General features: G+C 52.0%; 18 protein-coding genes and 2 tRNA genes. 19 read left to right on the top strand and 1 reads right to left on the bottom strand.

The window, feature by feature from the left end; all coding sequences use genetic code 11:
- Nucleotides 1–73: 73 nt before the first annotated feature.
- The 12 genes from ruvA (at nucleotide 74) to nadA (ending at nucleotide 8,333) form a co-directional block, all read left to right on the top strand.
- Nucleotides 74–685 carry a Holliday junction branch migration protein RuvA gene (gene ruvA, locus Q4551_RS10865; RefSeq protein WP_303433778.1) on the top strand — a complete coding sequence of 204 codons (612 nt, stop codon included), beginning with the start codon at nucleotides 74–76 and terminating at the stop codon, nucleotides 683–685.
- Nucleotides 682–1,713, top strand: coding sequence for a Holliday junction branch migration DNA helicase RuvB (gene ruvB, locus Q4551_RS10860; protein WP_303433776.1), 1,032 nt, complete (start codon nucleotides 682–684; stop codon nucleotides 1,711–1,713). The genes ruvA and ruvB overlap by 4 nt, the downstream gene beginning before the upstream one ends.
- Nucleotides 1,700–2,146: a YbgC/FadM family acyl-CoA thioesterase gene (locus Q4551_RS10855; protein ID WP_303433774.1), complete on the top strand. Its 447-nt coding sequence runs from the start codon at nucleotides 1,700–1,702 to the stop codon at nucleotides 2,144–2,146. Before ruvB ends, Q4551_RS10855 begins: the two co-directional genes overlap by 14 nt.
- A 2-nt stretch (nucleotides 2,147–2,148) precedes the next feature.
- Nucleotides 2,149–2,859, top strand: coding sequence for a protein TolQ (gene tolQ / locus Q4551_RS10850; RefSeq protein WP_303433772.1), 711 nt, complete (start codon nucleotides 2,149–2,151; stop codon nucleotides 2,857–2,859).
- Complete coding sequence (tolR, locus tag Q4551_RS10845) at nucleotides 2,859–3,308, top strand: protein TolR (RefSeq protein WP_303433770.1); 450 nt, start codon at nucleotides 2,859–2,861, stop codon at nucleotides 3,306–3,308. The genes tolQ and tolR overlap by 1 nt, the downstream gene beginning before the upstream one ends.
- Nucleotides 3,305–4,150 carry a cell envelope integrity protein TolA gene (gene tolA / locus Q4551_RS10840; protein WP_303433769.1) on the top strand — a complete coding sequence of 282 codons (846 nt, stop codon included), beginning with the start codon at nucleotides 3,305–3,307 and terminating at the stop codon, nucleotides 4,148–4,150. Before tolR ends, tolA begins: the two co-directional genes overlap by 4 nt.
- 20 nt (nucleotides 4,151–4,170) lie before the next feature.
- The gene (tolB, locus tag Q4551_RS10835; protein ID WP_303433767.1) at nucleotides 4,171–5,430 is read left to right on the top strand and encodes a Tol-Pal system beta propeller repeat protein TolB; all 1,260 of its coding nucleotides are present in this window, start codon (nucleotides 4,171–4,173) and stop codon (nucleotides 5,428–5,430) included.
- 28 nt (nucleotides 5,431–5,458) lie between these two features.
- Nucleotides 5,459–6,022, top strand: a complete 564-nt coding sequence (gene pal / locus Q4551_RS10830) for a peptidoglycan-associated lipoprotein Pal (RefSeq protein ID WP_303433765.1) — start codon at nucleotides 5,459–5,461, stop codon at nucleotides 6,020–6,022.
- 8 nt (nucleotides 6,023–6,030) lie between these two features.
- Nucleotides 6,031–6,798: a tol-pal system protein YbgF gene (gene ybgF, locus Q4551_RS10825; RefSeq protein WP_303433763.1), complete on the top strand. Its 768-nt coding sequence runs from the start codon at nucleotides 6,031–6,033 to the stop codon at nucleotides 6,796–6,798.
- A 59-nt stretch (nucleotides 6,799–6,857) separates the two neighbouring features.
- A tRNA-Lys gene (locus tag Q4551_RS10820) sits at nucleotides 6,858–6,933 on the top strand.
- 154 nt (nucleotides 6,934–7,087) lie between these two features.
- Nucleotides 7,088–7,163, top strand: a tRNA-Lys gene (locus Q4551_RS10815).
- A gap of 135 nt (nucleotides 7,164–7,298) precedes the next feature.
- Complete coding sequence (nadA, locus tag Q4551_RS10810) at nucleotides 7,299–8,333, top strand: quinolinate synthase NadA (protein ID WP_303433762.1); 1,035 nt, start codon at nucleotides 7,299–7,301, stop codon at nucleotides 8,331–8,333.
- 13 nt (nucleotides 8,334–8,346) lie between these two features.
- On the opposite strand, the gene Q4551_RS10805 is transcribed toward nadA, so the two are convergent.
- Nucleotides 8,347–9,795: a M48 family metalloprotease gene (locus Q4551_RS10805; RefSeq protein ID WP_303433760.1), complete on the bottom strand. Its 1,449-nt coding sequence runs from the start codon at nucleotides 9,793–9,795 to the stop codon at nucleotides 8,347–8,349.
- A gap of 157 nt (nucleotides 9,796–9,952) precedes the next feature.
- Between Q4551_RS10805 and Q4551_RS10800 the strand changes: the two genes are divergently transcribed.
- The 7 genes from Q4551_RS10800 (at nucleotide 9,953) to Q4551_RS10770 (ending at nucleotide 15,586) form a co-directional block, all read left to right on the top strand.
- Nucleotides 9,953–10,201 (top strand): sulfurtransferase TusA family protein, encoded by a 249-nt coding sequence (locus Q4551_RS10800; protein WP_303433758.1) that lies wholly within the window; start codon nucleotides 9,953–9,955, stop codon nucleotides 10,199–10,201.
- The gene (locus Q4551_RS10795) at nucleotides 10,198–11,256 is read left to right on the top strand and encodes an AI-2E family transporter (RefSeq protein ID WP_303433756.1); all 1,059 of its coding nucleotides are present in this window, start codon (nucleotides 10,198–10,200) and stop codon (nucleotides 11,254–11,256) included. The genes Q4551_RS10800 and Q4551_RS10795 overlap by 4 nt, the downstream gene beginning before the upstream one ends.
- A 217-nt stretch (nucleotides 11,257–11,473) precedes the next feature.
- Nucleotides 11,474–12,349: a 4-hydroxy-tetrahydrodipicolinate synthase gene (gene dapA / locus Q4551_RS10790; protein ID WP_303433754.1), complete on the top strand. Its 876-nt coding sequence runs from the start codon at nucleotides 11,474–11,476 to the stop codon at nucleotides 12,347–12,349.
- A gap of 4 nt (nucleotides 12,350–12,353) precedes the next feature.
- On the top strand, nucleotides 12,354–13,013 hold the full coding sequence (gene bamC / locus Q4551_RS10785; RefSeq protein WP_303433753.1) for an outer membrane protein assembly factor BamC: 660 nt from the start codon (nucleotides 12,354–12,356) through the stop codon (nucleotides 13,011–13,013).
- Nucleotides 13,010–13,768: an MBL fold metallo-hydrolase gene (locus tag Q4551_RS10780; protein ID WP_303433751.1), complete on the top strand. Its 759-nt coding sequence runs from the start codon at nucleotides 13,010–13,012 to the stop codon at nucleotides 13,766–13,768. The genes bamC and Q4551_RS10780 overlap by 4 nt, the downstream gene beginning before the upstream one ends.
- A 112-nt stretch (nucleotides 13,769–13,880) precedes the next feature.
- On the top strand, nucleotides 13,881–14,591 hold the full coding sequence (gene purC / locus Q4551_RS10775; RefSeq protein WP_303433749.1) for a phosphoribosylaminoimidazolesuccinocarboxamide synthase: 711 nt from the start codon (nucleotides 13,881–13,883) through the stop codon (nucleotides 14,589–14,591).
- 248 nt (nucleotides 14,592–14,839) lie between these two features.
- Nucleotides 14,840–15,586 carry a TIGR04219 family outer membrane beta-barrel protein gene (locus Q4551_RS10770; RefSeq protein WP_303433747.1) on the top strand — a complete coding sequence of 249 codons (747 nt, stop codon included), beginning with the start codon at nucleotides 14,840–14,842 and terminating at the stop codon, nucleotides 15,584–15,586.
- Nucleotides 15,587–15,721: the final 135 nt, after the last annotated feature.

The raw sequence follows: 15,721 nt of genomic DNA, 5'->3' as shown, positions 1-15,721 counted from the left end.
GTGCTTTGTCCGGGCAGTTGAGCCATGCTTGGCTTTGCTGGTAGGCTAAGCCGCTTTTTGTGCAGGTATCGCTATGATTGGTCGTTTACAGGGCGTTGTGCTCGAAAAATCCGCCCCGGATTTGCTGGTTGATGTCAATGGCGTTGGCTACGAGGTGCAGGCCCCGCTGACGACCTTTGCCGTCCTGGGGAATACCGGCTCCCCTGTGGTGCTGTATACCCATCTGGCGATTCGTGAAGATGCTCACCAGTTGTATGGTTTCAGTGATAAAAGCCAGCGCTCCTTGTTTCGGACCCTGATCAAGGTCAGCGGCGTCGGACCCAAACTGGCATTGGCTATCTTGTCTGGTATGGATGTTAATGCCTTTGCCATGTGTGTGCATAATGAAGACATTACCGCCTTGACCCGCTTGCCTGGCGTTGGCAAAAAAACGGCTGAGCGGCTGGTCGTGGAGATGCGTGATCGCCTGAAAGAATGGCAGACACCGGCTCCGCTGTGGCAAGCCGCGGATCATGCCGAGCAGGCGTCTGCAGATATGATTCTGTTGGAGGCCGAGTCGGCACTGGTGTCTCTGGGCTACAAGCCCGCAGAGGCAGCCCGGATGCTGAACAAGTTTGTGGATCAGGCGACCACCGCGGAAGAACTGATTCGGTTGGCCCTCAAAAACAGTCTGGGTAACGCATGATAGAAACTGATCGTTTTATCAGTCCTGTGTCGGCTCCGGGTGAAGAGCATCAAGATCGTGCTATTCGTCCCAAAACCCTTGACGACTATATTGGCCAGCCCGTGGTGCGGGAGCAGATGGAAATCTTTATTGGTGCTGCTCGTGCCCGCCAGGAGGCTCTGGACCACACGCTGGTGTTTGGTCCACCCGGACTGGGGAAAACCACGCTGGCCAATATCATTGCTGTCGAAATGGGCGCATCGATCAAGTCCACGTCTGGCCCGGTACTGGAAAAAGCCGGTGATCTGGCCGCCATGCTGACCAACCTCGAAGCGGGTGATGTACTGTTTATTGACGAAATCCATCGCCTGAATCCCGCGGTAGAAGAAGTACTGTATCCGGCGATGGAAGATTATCAGCTCGATATCATGGTGGGAGAAGGGCCAGCAGCCCGCTCCATCAAGATAGAACTGCCACCTTTCACCCTGGTGGGTGCGACCACGCGGGCGGGGTTGTTGACTTCGCCATTACGAGACCGGTTTGGCATTGTACAGCGACTGGAGTTTTATAATGAGGACGACCTCAGCACCATTGTCAGTCGCTCAGGCTCACTACTGGAGCTGGAAGTCGATCACGCCGGGGCCAGGGAAATTGCTCGACGTGCGCGCGGAACGCCGCGGATTGCCAACCGCCTGTTACGGCGGGTACGGGATTATGCCCAGGTCAAGGGGGATGGCAGCGTTGATCTGGCCTGTGCCGATGCAGCACTGAACATGTTGAATGTGGATGCCCAGGGCTTTGATCATATGGACCGTCGCCTGTTATTAACCCTGATGGAAAAATACGATGGTGGCCCCGCCGGGGTCGACAGCCTGGCAGCATCCATTGGTGAAGAACGGGATACCATCGAAGATGTACTGGAGCCTTATCTGATGCAACAGGGTTATATTACCCGCACGCCACGAGGCCGCATGGCAACCCGGTTGGCCTACCTGCATTTTGGTTTGCCATTGCCGGCACGACTGGGGCCTCAAGATGAATCTGTTTGACTGGCCGGTCCGTATTTATATTGAAGACACCGATGCCGGTGGCATCGTTTATCATGCCAATTATTTACGCTACATGGAGCGCGCCCGAACCGAGTGGTTGCGGTCCATGGATATTGGCCAGGAAATACTGCGACAGCAGGGTATTCTGCTTGTCGTAACTGCCATTGACGTCAAATACCGCAAACCGGCCCGGCTGGATGATGAACTGAATGTTTCAGTGCAGGTCGATAAGGTCGGCAAAGCCCGCTTGCACATATCGCACCTGGTCAGTCGCATCAATAACAGCGGTGAGCATGAACGGCTGGTGACTGCGAATGTTGTTATCGCCACCATGAACTTTGAAGGCAAGCCGATGGCTTTGCCTGCCATTATTACCACCCGTATGCAGGATCAGTTGTCCGCCGCGGGGAACTCAACGGATGTCAGGGAGTAGCAGTGAACGAGTCCATGTCCATTTTCAGCCTGGTGCTCAATGCCAGTATTGTTGTACAGCTGGTGATGCTGATGCTGTTGCTGGCGTCGGTGAGTAGCTGGGTTGTGATCTTCCAGCGCAGCCGGGTGCTATCTGCCAGCCGTGCCCAATTGCTGGATTTTGAAGATCGCTTCTGGTCCGGTGCCGACCTCAATGATCTGTATCGAGAGTGTCAGGCCAAAGAAACAACCAGCATGATCGAAAACGTCTTTATGGCGGGGCTGAAAGAATTTGGCAAGATGCGGCAGCAGAGTACGCATGACCCGGATGCCATGATCCAGGGCTGCCAGCGGGCAATGCGGATTGCGATTACCCGGGAGTCGGAAGCGCTGGATGCTCACTTGCCTATGCTGGCCACCGTCGGCTCCACCAGTCCTTATATCGGCCTGTTTGGTACGGTGTGGGGCATTATGAATTCGTTCCATGGTTTGGCTTCGGTCAAGCAGGCCACCATTGCAACCGTGGCCCCGGGCATTTCCGAAGCGCTGGTAGCGACCGCCATGGGTCTGTTGGCAGCCATTCCTGCGGTTATTTTTTATAACCGGTTTGTTTCGCGAGTGGATCACTTGACGACAGGCATGAATACGTTTGCCGATGAATTTTCTTCATTGCTGTACCGACAGGCATTACGGTTGAAACAAGGGGCCAAGCCTGCGGCAAGCGGGGAAAAATAATGGAGTCAATGCAGCCACCGGCGGCCAAACGACGGCCTGTTGCAGAAATCAACGTTGTGCCCTACATCGATGTAATGTTGGTGCTCCTGGTGATTTTTATGGTGACAGCTCCCATGCTGGTACAAAGTATCCAGGTGAACTTGCCCCGGGTTGACTCGACGCCGGTTGAAATTGAACCTGATGACCATACCCTGGTTATCTCCGTGAATCAGCAGGGTGTGTATTTTATCGAGCGTGAAGAAGGCCAGCCCGCGGCGATGACTCTGATGCAAGTACAGGATTATATGGCCAAGGTAAAAGCCGAGGTTCCGGCTACCCGGGTCATGATTCGAGGGGATGAGCAGGTTGCCTACGGCAAGGTCGTGCGCCTGATGGGAGGTTTGCAAGTGGCGGGTATATCGGATGTAGGTCTGATTACTGAAGCCCCGGATGCGGAAGCAGGCGAGTGAAACAGTGGTTTAAGCCGTCGTCTTACTCGATACCAGTGATGCTGGCCATTTTGCTGCATGGCGGTGTTGCTGGCTTATTCTTGCTGCAATGGCCTGCGGCAGAGCGCATCATCAAGCCTCCGGTGCCCAAACATATTATTGCGAATGTGGTCGCAACAGAAAATCGTGCCGTGCAGCAGCGTCAACAACAGGCACAGCAACAACATGCCCAACAACAAAAACAACAGGCCGCTGATGCGCTGAAGAAAAAACAGGCGGCTGAGAAAGCCAGAAAGCAGCGTGAAGCCGATGCTTTGGCACTAAAGAAAAAGCAGCAGGCTGAGGCCCAACAGAAAAAACAGCAAGCACAACAGCAAGCCGAAGCTGAGGCACAAGCCGCGGCGGATGCCAAGGCAAAAGCTGAAGCCGAAGAAGCGGCAGCCGCTGCCGAGCGTGAGCAGCAGTTACGCGAAGAAGAACAGCAACTGCTGGAGCAACTGGCAACCGAGCAGGCCGCTCAGGAAATGCAACAACAGCAAGAAAATGAACGGCGCGCCAAAGTCGAAGCGGAGCTGGAGGCAGACTTTGTTTCCCAGGTACGAGAAAAAGTTGAGCGCAGCTGGCTGTACCCGCCAGCAGTCAAGCCCGACCAGCAGGTAACGGTGCGTATCAACCTGGTTCCGACCGGGGAAGTCATCAGTGTTGTGGTTATCAAAGGCAGTGGCAACACGGCGCTGGATCGCTCGGTTGAACAGGCGGTGCTCAAGGCATCACCCTTGCCGGTTCCCAAAGACGTTCGGGTATTCGAGCGCAGTTTCCGTACACTCACCATGGTTTTCAGACCGGAGAATGCAACGTGGTAAAACAATGGATTAGCATACTGATGCTGTTAATGATGACTGGCATGGCTCAGGCTGAACTGGTTATCGAAGTGACTCAAGGCAAGCAATCCGCGATTCCTATCGCGGTTGTGCCATTCGAATGGCAAGGAGAAGGTCAGCTGCCTGAAGATATCAGCGGTATTATTGCCAACGATTTAGGTAGCAGTGGTTATTTCAAGGTATTGCCGGTTGCGAATATGATCAGTCAGCCAACGGCCCTTGAAGCGGTTACTTATAGTGATTGGCGCAATTTGCGCCAGGATTTTGTCGTAATTGGCCGTATTTCGATCGATGATAGCGGATATGCTATGGAATTCCATGTTCTGGATGTTCATCAGAAAGTAGAGTTACTACGGCACCGGGTTAAAGGCAAAGCCAGTCAATTACGGGATATCGCCCATTACATCAGTGATTATGTTTTTGAAAAACTGACGGGTATTCCTGGAGTATTTTCAACCCGGCTTATTTATGTGACGACCAATCGTGAACGTACGCGCTTTAATTTGAATTATGCCGATGCCGATGGCGCCAGGGAACAGCTTGTATTTACTTCCAAGGATCCGATTATTTCCCCTGCCTGGGCACCGGATGGCAAGAAAGTAGCGTATGTATCATTTGAAAGTGGCCGCAGTGCTATTTATTTTCAGGAGCTGGCGACTGGCAAGCGTGAGCTGGTGTTACAAATGGAAGGATCGACCAGTGCACCGGCATTTTCACCAGACGGTACGCGGTTGGCCTTTGTTCGGTCTTATTTGGGGAATCCGGATATTTATGTAATGGATCTTGCCAGTCGCAAAACCGAGCGGCTGACAAATCATTACGCTATTGACACTGAGCCACAGTGGATGATGGATAATCGTCATTTGGTATTTACTTCCAGCCGGGCGGGTGGGCCACAGATATATCAGTTGGATGTCAGTAGCAAAGCTGTCAAACGAATAACATATGAGGGTAGCTATAATGCCCGAGCCAGAGTCACGGATGATGGGCGCAAATTGATTTATGTGCACCGGGAAGGCAAGAACTTTCATATTGCCTCTCAGGACCTGCATTCGGGACAAGTTCATATTCTTACAACAGATACCGACCTTGATGAGTCACCGAGTGTTGCACCTAATGGAAGTATGGTAATTTATGCAGCCAGTGAAGCAGATCGCAGCATATTAGCCGCAGTCTCTGTGGATGGTGACGTCAAATTTCGATTGCCATCCAAATATGGCGATGTAAGGGAGCCAGCGTGGTCCCCGATTTTTAAAAACTAAAAACATCAAGTGGAGTGGGAAGACAGTTATGCAAATAAATGCATTGTATAAAGCCTTGGGGTTAACACTGGGAGCACTGCTGGTTGCTGCATGTTCAAGCACTGGTGAAATCAACGAAGGCGAATCTGAGACTGTAACTGAAGTTGAAGAAGTGGTTACCGAAGTTGAAGAAACGGTTGAAGACGCAAGCACGACTGCGGTTGATACCTCTGCAGTCAGTGGCGAGACTCTGGAATCCCGGATGACAGAAGCTGAAGCAGCATTGCTTGAACAGACTGTCTTCTACTTTGACTTCGATCAGAGCTCAATCAAAAGCAGCAGCCTGGCTGCCCTGAAAGCACACGCCGCTTACCTGGCTGCAAACAGCTCGGCTAGTGTTGTTCTGGAAGGTCATGCCGATGAGCGTGGTACTGTAGAGTACAACCTGGCTTTGGGTGAGCGTCGCGGTATGGCTGTCCGTCGTTTCTTGCTGGCCAATGGTGCCAGTGCCAGTCAGCTGGAAGTTGTCAGCTTTGGTGAAGAACGTCCGGTTGCCATGGGTCACAGCGAATCCAGCTGGTCCAAAAACCGTCGCGTTGAAGTGAAATACTAGAGTCGTTAATGAAATCATTGTACTTCCTTTGTTCGCTGGCATTGTCTGCCAGCCTGCAAGCGGAAGAGTGGGTTTCGGTAGGAGCTGCCCCTGTGGTAACTCCTGCGTCATCGACTGCTTCCGTTAGTCAACCTGCTGTTACTTCTCCCTCTCCCAGTACGACCCAGTCCGGTGCCTCTCCAGAGTTGGTCAACGAATTGTTGATGCAGGTTGAGCAAATGCAGCAGGAAATTGCTGAACTGCGTGGTCAGATTGAGCGGCAGAGTAACGAATTGCGGCAACTCAAGCGGGACGGTGACAATCGCTATCTGGATCTGGATCGGCGTATTGTGTATCTGACGACAGAAGCCGATAAAAAACCGGTTGCTGTGGCTGCATCAGCAGAAGCCTCTGCGCAGGACGTGTATAACCAGGCAATGATGCTGGTGAGAGACAAAAAATTTGAACAGGCCAATCAGGCATTCGGACGCTTTGTTGAGCAATATCCCGAGGATGAACTGGTGGCCAATGCCTGGTACTGGAACGGTGAAGTGTATCTGGTACGGGGTGAGTATCCGTCAGCATTGGAAAGTTTCCGCACGGTGATTGATGATTTTCCTGATCACAGCAAGGCGGCCGATGCGACTTACAAATATGCAGTGACCCTGCACAAATCCGGTGATACTGCGGCAGCTCAACACTGGTTGGAGACTATCCAGGAACGTTATGCGACGTCTTCTCCTGTAACGGTGCGTCAGGCTGAGGGTTATTTGGAAAAAATAACACCGGCACAATAAATTTTTATTAAAAAAGACTTGTCACTCCCCCAAAATTAAGTATTATATGCGCCTCCTTCGGGTCGTTAGCTCAGCTGGTAGAGCAGTTGGCTTTTAACCAATTGGTCGCTGGTTCGAATCCAGCACGACCCACCATTAAAATCTGGTGTTGGTTTGTAGTTACTCAAGTAATTACAGATCGAAATGAACAAAAATCTTTCGGAGATTTGTTCGGACGCAGATTTAAGGATGGGGTAACTTACTGAAAAGGTTGACAATTTATTCCTTATCAGTAGAATACGAAGGTATCGGGTCGTTAGCTCAGCTGGTAGAGCAGTTGGCTTTTAACCAATTGGTCGCTGGTTCGAATCCAGCACGACCCACCAATTCCTAAAAAAGGGAGAAAGCATTGCTTTCTCCCTTTTTTATTTGCGATTCGCTTAAACGCAGTGGCCATTGCCTGCTTTTCTACTGTGTTACACTTGGCCCTGTTTGCATTTCGACTGGTATCCGAGAACCCTATGTCCCAGGCCGCTGAACAAGAACAACGACATATCGTCCAGGATTTCTGGGCAACTCCTGAAGCCCCACTGGACGCTGACCAGATTACTCACTACAAGGAACAGATTCGTACGCTGCTGCAGCGCGAAGATGCCGTCCTGGTAGCGCATTATTACACCGATCCTGCTATTCAGGCGCTGGCGGAAGAAACCGGCGGCTGTGTTGCCGATTCTCTTGAAATGGCTCGCTTTGGTGCCAATCATCCAGCCAGTACCCTGGTGGTGGCCGGGGTGCGTTTTATGGGTGAGACCGCCAAGGTACTCAGCCCGGAAAAACGGGTCTTGATGCCGACGCTGGAAGCGACCTGTTCACTGGATCTTGGTTGTCCGGTGGATGAATTTACTGAGTTTTGTGATCAGCACCCGGATCGTACCGTGGTGGTGTACGCCAATACCTCGGCGGCGGTGAAAGCCCGTGCCGATTGGGTGGTGACCTCCAGTATTGCGCTGGATGTGGTGAACTATTTACACGGCAAGGGTGAAAAACTGATCTGGGCACCTGATCGTCATCTTGGGGATTATGTGTGCCGGGAGACCGGTGCGGATATGATTCTCTGGGACAGCGAATGCATCGTCCATGATGAATTCAAGGCCAAGGGCTTGCAGGATTTGCGGCTGGTATATCCGGATGCCGCGATTCTGGTGCACCCGGAATCTCCTCAGTCCGTGGTTGAGCTGGCCGATGCGGTTGGCTCGACCAGTCAGTTGATCAAGGCGGCGGTAGAGTTGCCTAACCCTGTGCTGATTGTGGCTACTGACAAAGCCATTTTTTACAAAATGCAGCAAGCGGTACCCGACAAGTTACTGGTAGAGGCACCAACCTCCGGTAATGGCGCTACTTGCCGCAGTTGTGCCCACTGTCCCTGGATGGCGATGAACGGTCTGCGCAATATTGCCAGTGTGTTGGATAATGGCGATCAGGAAATATTTGTTGCCGAACCCCTGCGGGTCGGTGCGATTCGGAGTCTGCAACGAATGTTGGACTTCAAGGCTTGATTGGCTGTTTGTTTTACCCTAATTGTTTTTGACTGGCGGCCATGCCTTTTAGCCGCTCTTTCAGCGCCTCCTGGCGCTGGAAATCTTTCTTTTTGGCCGCTTCTGCGATAGCCAGATCCATTTGCCGGCTGGCTTTGGTGTAATCTCCGTTCAAATACCAGTATTCAGCACTGGCCTGATACGTCAGTACCGTATGGCTCGCCTGGGCCGCCAGCTGGCTCAGTTGAAACCATAGCGCCGGGGTGGTTGGACGTTGCTCGGTCAGTGGCCGCAAACTGTTGACCGCTTCTTCTGCACGTCCGAGTGCGGCAAGCACATTGGCCCGGGTGCTGATCAATAAATAACTGCCGGGATGATAGGTCAGTGCCAGAGTCAGCATCTCCAACGCTTTGGGGGCCTGGTTGGTGGCGGTTAGCGTCTTGGCCAACAGTGCCAGGGCAGCCGGGGACTGTTGGTAGCTTGCATCCAATTGGTTTAATTGCTGTAGGGCGGTTGCATTGTCCTGATGTTGCAAGGCGTATTCGGCCAGAGAGTAGCGGGCGGCATTCCGGGTCAGCGATGAATTATCGGTGGCTTCGGCTTCCGGAGTAAAAGTAGCCGCTACCTGTTTGTCGCTGAGCTGATAACGGATACGGGCGCGATTTTTCAGAATGGCAAAGTCAAAACTCAGGTGGCGCGGTTGGGAGGAATAACCTTCAGCTCGTGCGGCGGCATCGGATACCCGATTCAGTGTTAACGGGTGAGTCAGCAGAAATTCCGGTGGCTTTTTACCAAGGCGCCCGGCCGCCATCATCTGGTTAAACATGGATGGCATGGCTTGTGGATCGAAGCCGGATTCTGCCAGGGTGTTAATACCAATACGGTCTGCTTCCCGTTCCCAGTCGCGGCTATAGGCCAGTTGTGACTGGATGGATGCAGCCTGGCTGGCCATTAGTCCGGCAAAACCAGCATCGGCGTTATTGGTTGCAATCAGCAGGATGGAGGCCAGCAGGGTCGCAATGGCCATGGGTTGCTGCTGTTCTGCCCGTTCGACCTGGCGGGCAAAATGCCGCTGACTCAAGTGAGCCAGTTCGTGAGCCAGTACGGCAGCAATTTCATCTTCGTCCCGGGTGTACAGTAATAGCCCCAGATTGATGCCTATTACACCGCCCGGTACTGCAAAGGCATTGAGTTCTTTTTTGTCGATAATGACAAAGTCAAAATCCTGCTGTGGCGCACCGCTGTGAGGAATCATCCGGAACACCAGGTTTTCGATAAACTCGATGGACAGCGGGTCGTCGATGGTGCGGGCATGTGCATGCAGCTGACGTAACCAGGCGCGGCCGAGTTCGTATTCCTCTTGCAGGGAAACAATCGATGAGGCTGCGTCTCCCAGTGCGGGCAAATCGTTGCTGGCGGCATGAATACTGGTGTTGAAAGCAAACAGCAAGGTAGTCGCAAGCAAGGCTTTTCGGAGTTTCAATCGGTGTGTCCCGGATCTTGATGTCAATGAAAAGTACATGGTCTGGCTGACTCACTGTTACAAGGTGCTGTGGTGCGCAAGATTATTGCTTAATGGCCCATGTGTCTGAGATCATCCAGATCTCTTTTGGTTCGCAGTGTGGCAAATGGCGGAATGTGTGTCTAACCCGAATGATTATACTCAACTACTCGATGTAACGGCATTGAGCTGTCCGCTCCCCTTGCTTAAAACCAAGCTGGCATTAAAAAGCCTGGCAGTGGGGGATGTCTTGCTGGTACGTGCCTGTGATGCCGGCTCGTGGCGTGATATACCACGCTATCTGGAATTGTCGGAACACCAACTTATGTCGGCTTCCCGGGAAGGAAATGAATATCACTACTGGATTGTCAAGGGAGTCAAACGATGATCAAGGTTTTCGGGCGCTGGATCGACCGCTATCTCTCTAATGAAGAAGCGTTATTGCTGTTGCTGCTGATCGGCACTTTTTTGCTGGTTATCGGTTTTATGGGCAATGTCCTGGCGCCATTCCTGACCGCGGTGGTGGTGGCCTATCTGTTACAGGGCAGTATGCAGTTCCTCAAACGGCGCGGGGTTGGGCATATGACGGCGACGGTGGCGGTGTTTCTTATGTTTGTCGGGGTGATGTTGACCCTGTTGCTGTTTATTCTGCCTGCCACCTGGGCGCAATTGTCACAGTTTTTTTATGAGCTGCCACGAATGGCCAGTAAAGGTCAGGCGCTGCTGATGTTGTTGCCAGAACAATACCCTGACCTGATTACCACGGTTCAGGTGCAGGAGTGGGTACATCAGGCGCGGGAAGAACTGGCGTCGATGGGGCAATGGGCGCTGAGCTTTTCCCTTTCCGGCATTACCGTGCTGATGGCGATGCTGATTTATTGCGTTTTGGTACCTATCCTGGTGTTTTTTCTGTTGAAAGACGGGGACGATATTTTGTCCTGGTGTCTGAATTTTCTGCCACGTCAGCGTGCTTTGTTGAACGAAGTCTGGGTCGAAATGGATCTGCAAATCGCCAATTACATTCGCGGCAAGGTGGTCGAGATTGTTATTGTGGGCGGGGTTACCTACGTAGCCTTTTTGCTGTTGGGAGTAAATTACGCTGCTTTGCTGGCGATTGCGGTCGGATTGTCGGTGCTGGTGCCTTACATAGGTGCAGCGGTAGTCACAATCCCGATCGCTCTGGTGGGCTATATGCAGTGGGGCTGGAATAATGACTTTTTTTACCTGATGACGGTTTACGGCATTATTCAGGCACTGGATGGTAATGTGCTGGTGCCACTGTTGTTTTCAGAGGTGGTAAACCTGCACCCGGTAGCCATTATTGTTGCGGTACTGGTATTCGGGGGAGTGTGGGGGTTCTGGGGCGTGTTTTTTGCGATTCCACTGGCGACCTTGCTCAAGGCGGTGATCCAGTCCTGGCCTGGCCATACCGGTCATGATTGAGCGGTAATTGAGCGGTAGTTGAACAATGACTGGGTGGCAGTGGCAAAATGGCAGCCCGGGCGCGGATAATCAGCGTTTGCGCGGCGCTAATCACTCGCAAGCGGCTTGACTCTCTTGTCTCGATAACGCCGCACCAGTAGTATTACGCTCTTGTTTTTTGGATCCCTGCTTTTCCATCAAGATGGCAGGGGAAGTTCGTTTTGTGGAGTACAATTTCATGATCACCGGCAGTATTGTGGCACTGGTTACGCCAATGCATCCCGACGGCTCTCTCGATTGGGAAGCTCTTGATGGCCTGGTGGAATTCCACATCAAGCAGGGAACCGATGCGATTTTGCCTGTTGGAACAACAGGAGAATCAGCAACGCTGAGCACGACAGAGCATTGCGCTGTTATTGATCGGGTCGTCAAACTGGTTAACGGACGTCGTCCGGTTATTGCCGGCACCGGTGCCAACAGCACCACCGAAGCGATTGAGTTGACCCAGGAAGCCAAAAACCTCGGTGCCGATGCCTGCTTGCTGGTCACTCCTTATTACAACAAACCACCCCAGCGTGGCCTGATCAAACACTATGAAACCATCGCGGCGGCGGTGGATGTGCCGCAGTGGCTGTATAACGTTCCTGGTCGTACTGGCTGCGATATGTTGCCGGAAACCGTGGCGGCTCTGGCGGATGTTGAGCAGATTGTGGCGATCAAGGAAGCGACCGGCGATATCGACCGGGCACGCAAGTTGATCGAATTGGTTGGTGATCGTATGGCGGTTTACTCCGGTGATGATCCAACGGCCCATGAGCTGATTCTGGCCGGAGGCAAAGGCAATATCTCAGTCACTGCCAACGTGGCGCCCAAATTGATGCACGACTTGTGCATGCTGGCTCTGGATGGCAAGGCGGAAGAAGCCCGGGCGTTGCAACAAACGCTGATGCCACTGCATGACGCCATGTTTTATGAAGCGAACCCGGTTCCGGTGAAATGGGCTCTGGCTCGCATGGGCCGTATGGAATCCGGTATCCGCTTACCGCTGGTCGAAATGGACCGTCGTTATGCACCCAAGGTTGAGTTGGCGATGACAGCTTTGGGGTTGATCTGATCTCATGAAGTATTTGCTGGTAGTGCTTGTGGTTGCTGTCAGTGGTTGCAGTACCATCTTTGGTGATCGTTTTCGCGATCGCGCTGATGATTATCTGACCACGACAGAGAATGACGAGGCAACAACCCCGGATGGACAGCCACTGGCGCGCCGGAATGCTTTACCTATTCCTGAATTGGCCGTGATTCCTGACCGGCCAAACAGTTTTGAGTTACCCGTACCACAAGCGTTGATAATCGATGACAACGACAGCTCGTCAGAGCAGGCCACGTCGTTGAATGAATATCGCTCGCTGGATCTTAATCCGCGTATCGAAAAAGACGGCTCCGGTAGTCAGATATTACGTCTGGATGGTCAGTTTGCTTACGCCTGGGCTGCGGTAACAGAAGCCATTGCTGCCTCTGATCTGAATATGACCGATCTCAATCGCAGTGTGGGTACTTATTATCTGGAAATCAGCCGCCCGCAACGGGATGACGAGCGTGGCTGGTGGGCAAGACTCTGGGGTTCCGAGCCAGAAGTGATTGCGGGCACCTATTTGTTGAAAATGAACCGGGCACGACACGGTGTGTATCTGTCCTTGTTGGAAGATGTCGATAAGCTGGCGGGAGACGATTACGCTTTACCGGTTCTGAATACGATCAAACAACAGCTGGAGAAGTGAGGTACATTTCTCTCGGCAGCGGTAGCAAGGGCAATGCAACACTGCTGGAACACCAGGGCAGAAGCCTGCTGATCGACTGTGGTTTCAGCCGCAAGACGTTGTTGCAGCGGATCGAATCGGCCCAGGCCGATGCGGGTCAGTTGGAAGCCGTACTGGTGACACACGAGCACGGCGATCATGCCAAAGGCGTGATGGCGGTGTGCGAGTTGCTGGATATTCCCTTGTACTGCTCTCAGGGAACGGCGATTCATATGGGTTGGATCGATCACCCTCGCTGGCAGCCACTCACGGGTGGAGACCTCGCTTCGGTAGCCGGTATGTCCGTTGCGGCGGTGACGGTTCCTCATGATGCCCGGGAGCCACTGCAATTTGTGGTGGAAGCAGCGGGTCTGAAAGTAGGCGTGTTGTCAGATCTTGGTAGTTTGACGCCGCATGTTGTCGCTGCTTATCAGGGATGCCATGGTTTGCAGCTGGAAGCAAATCACGATCCGGATATGCTGCGCAAAGGGCCATACCCACCAAGATTGCAGGCGCGTGTCGCCGGGCCTTACGGACACCTGAGTAATGCCCAGTGTGCGGAATTGATTCAACGTATCGACTGGCCTGGAGTGCAACACCTGACGGCAGGGCATATCAGTGAAAAAAACAATCACCCCGACTTGGTCGGGCAGGCACTGGCAGTTATACCAGGGCTAAGCGACAGGCCGGTGCGCCTGTTAGCGCAAAACCGGGTTGCTGACTGGTGTGAGTTTTAACGTCAGCAGGTTCATTCTATAGCCGTTTAATACGTTTCATATTGTGAATTAGGATGCTATCTGCCGATGAGGCGGATACTTCATTATTTATTGTTTAATGGCGGAGATTCCCATGGAAAAACGCGAACTGCTTTACTCAGGTAAAGCCAAATCAGTATACAGCACAGATGATCAGGATCTGATGATACTGGAATTCCGCAACGATACGTCTGCTTTTGACGGCAAAAAAGTCGAGCAGCTGGATCGTAAAGGTATGGTGAACAACAAGTTTAATGCGTTCATTATGGCCAAACTGGAAGAAGCCGGTATTCCTACCCATTTTGAATCCTTGTTGTCGGATACCGACTCACTGGTCAAGCGGCTGGATATGATTCCGCTGGAATGCGTTGTACGCAACGTGTCTTCTGGCAGCCTGTGTCGTCGTTTGGGAGTCGATGAAGGTATCGAACTGGATCCTGTCACCTTCGAATTGTTTCTGAAAAACGATGCGCTGGGCGATCCCATGGTGAATGAATATCACGTTCGCTCTTTTGGCTGGGCCGAAGACGCTCACCTCGATCGTATGAAAGAGCTGACCTTTGCTGTCAACAAGGTCCTCAAAACCCTGTTTGATGACGGTGGCCTGATTCTGGTCGACTACAAACTGGAGTTTGGTTTGTATAAGGGTGAGGTTGTGCTGGGGGATGAGTTCTCGCCGGATGGCTGCCGTTTGTGGGACAAGGCGACGCGGGAAAAACTTGATAAAGACCGTTTCCGCCAGGGGTTGGGTGATGTGGTTGAAGGTTATGAGGAAGTTGGACGCCGTATCGGTATTACGTTTTGATACGTGACAGCATGACTGATTGATCAGAACAGGCCGTAGGGCCTGTTTTTGTATCCGGGTCTGTGACGAGCGGATTGACCAGTTTGGATTGTCGTGACAAAAGATAGCAAGCAATAAATAAATGGTATTGCCGTTTTGTCAGATGGTCGACACATAATATTGGCATTCTGCTGGTTTATGGGCAGACTGGCGTTATCAGGTTTGTTTGCACAATTATATTTTATTGAGATTGAAACGGGATGACACCAATGAAAAAGACCGTAATGGCCGTCGCACTGGTTGCACTGGCTCCCTTGTCAGCACAGGCTGATCTTCTGTTTACTGTTGGCGCCAAGGCCAGTGTCTGGAATGCCGATCCTACTGGACAGATCGATTCTGACGTATCGGTTGAAGAAGATGGATTAAATATGGAAGAAGAAAATGGTCAACAGCTGACCGTTTTTTTTGAACATCCAGTACCTTTTATTCCCAACGTTAAAATCAAGAGCACCAGTCTGGAAGTCAGTGGCAATGGTACGGTAGATATTACCTTTGCCGATGAAACATTTGATGGCGACGTGAATAGCACGATTGATCTGACCCATACCGATCTGACCCTTTACTGGGGTTTGCCATTGCCGATCCCGTTTGTTGATATCAATTTCGGTGTTAGTGGCCGTCAGTTTGATGGTTACGCTGAAGTCAAGAGCGCCAGCAATACTGAAACCGTGGATCTGGATCTGGTATTGCCGATGGTGTATGGCGAATTGAAAATTGATACGCCGTTTGGTTTGTACGCCAGTGCCGATATCAATTATGTGGGTTATGGCGATAACAAGCTGTCGGATATCAGTTATGGCGTTGGATACCTCTTGCCAATTCCTGTGGTCGATCTTGGTCTGGAAGCCGGTTACCGTCAAATGACACTGGAAACCGATCCGGATGACATCGATATTGAAACCGATCTGGATGTGTCTGGTGTGTATTACGGACTGTCCTTGTCTATTGGTTTGTAGAATATGCATAACGGTAGCAGAGTCATTGGCTAGCCAATCGTAGCGTCTGACACACAAAAAGCGGCTTTCAAGCCGCTTTTTGTGTGTGCCGTCCATTGGCCAACCAGCACCAATAGACAGGGTAGCCCGATCATG

Origin of the sequence: Oceanobacter sp. 5_MG-2023, assembly GCF_030548165.1 — a bacterium.
In the GTDB taxonomy this organism is placed as follows: domain Bacteria; phylum Pseudomonadota; class Gammaproteobacteria; order Pseudomonadales; family Oceanobacteraceae; genus Oceanobacter.
Note: the sequence above shows the minus strand (reverse complement) of the source record. Positions and strands in the feature narration are given on the sequence as shown.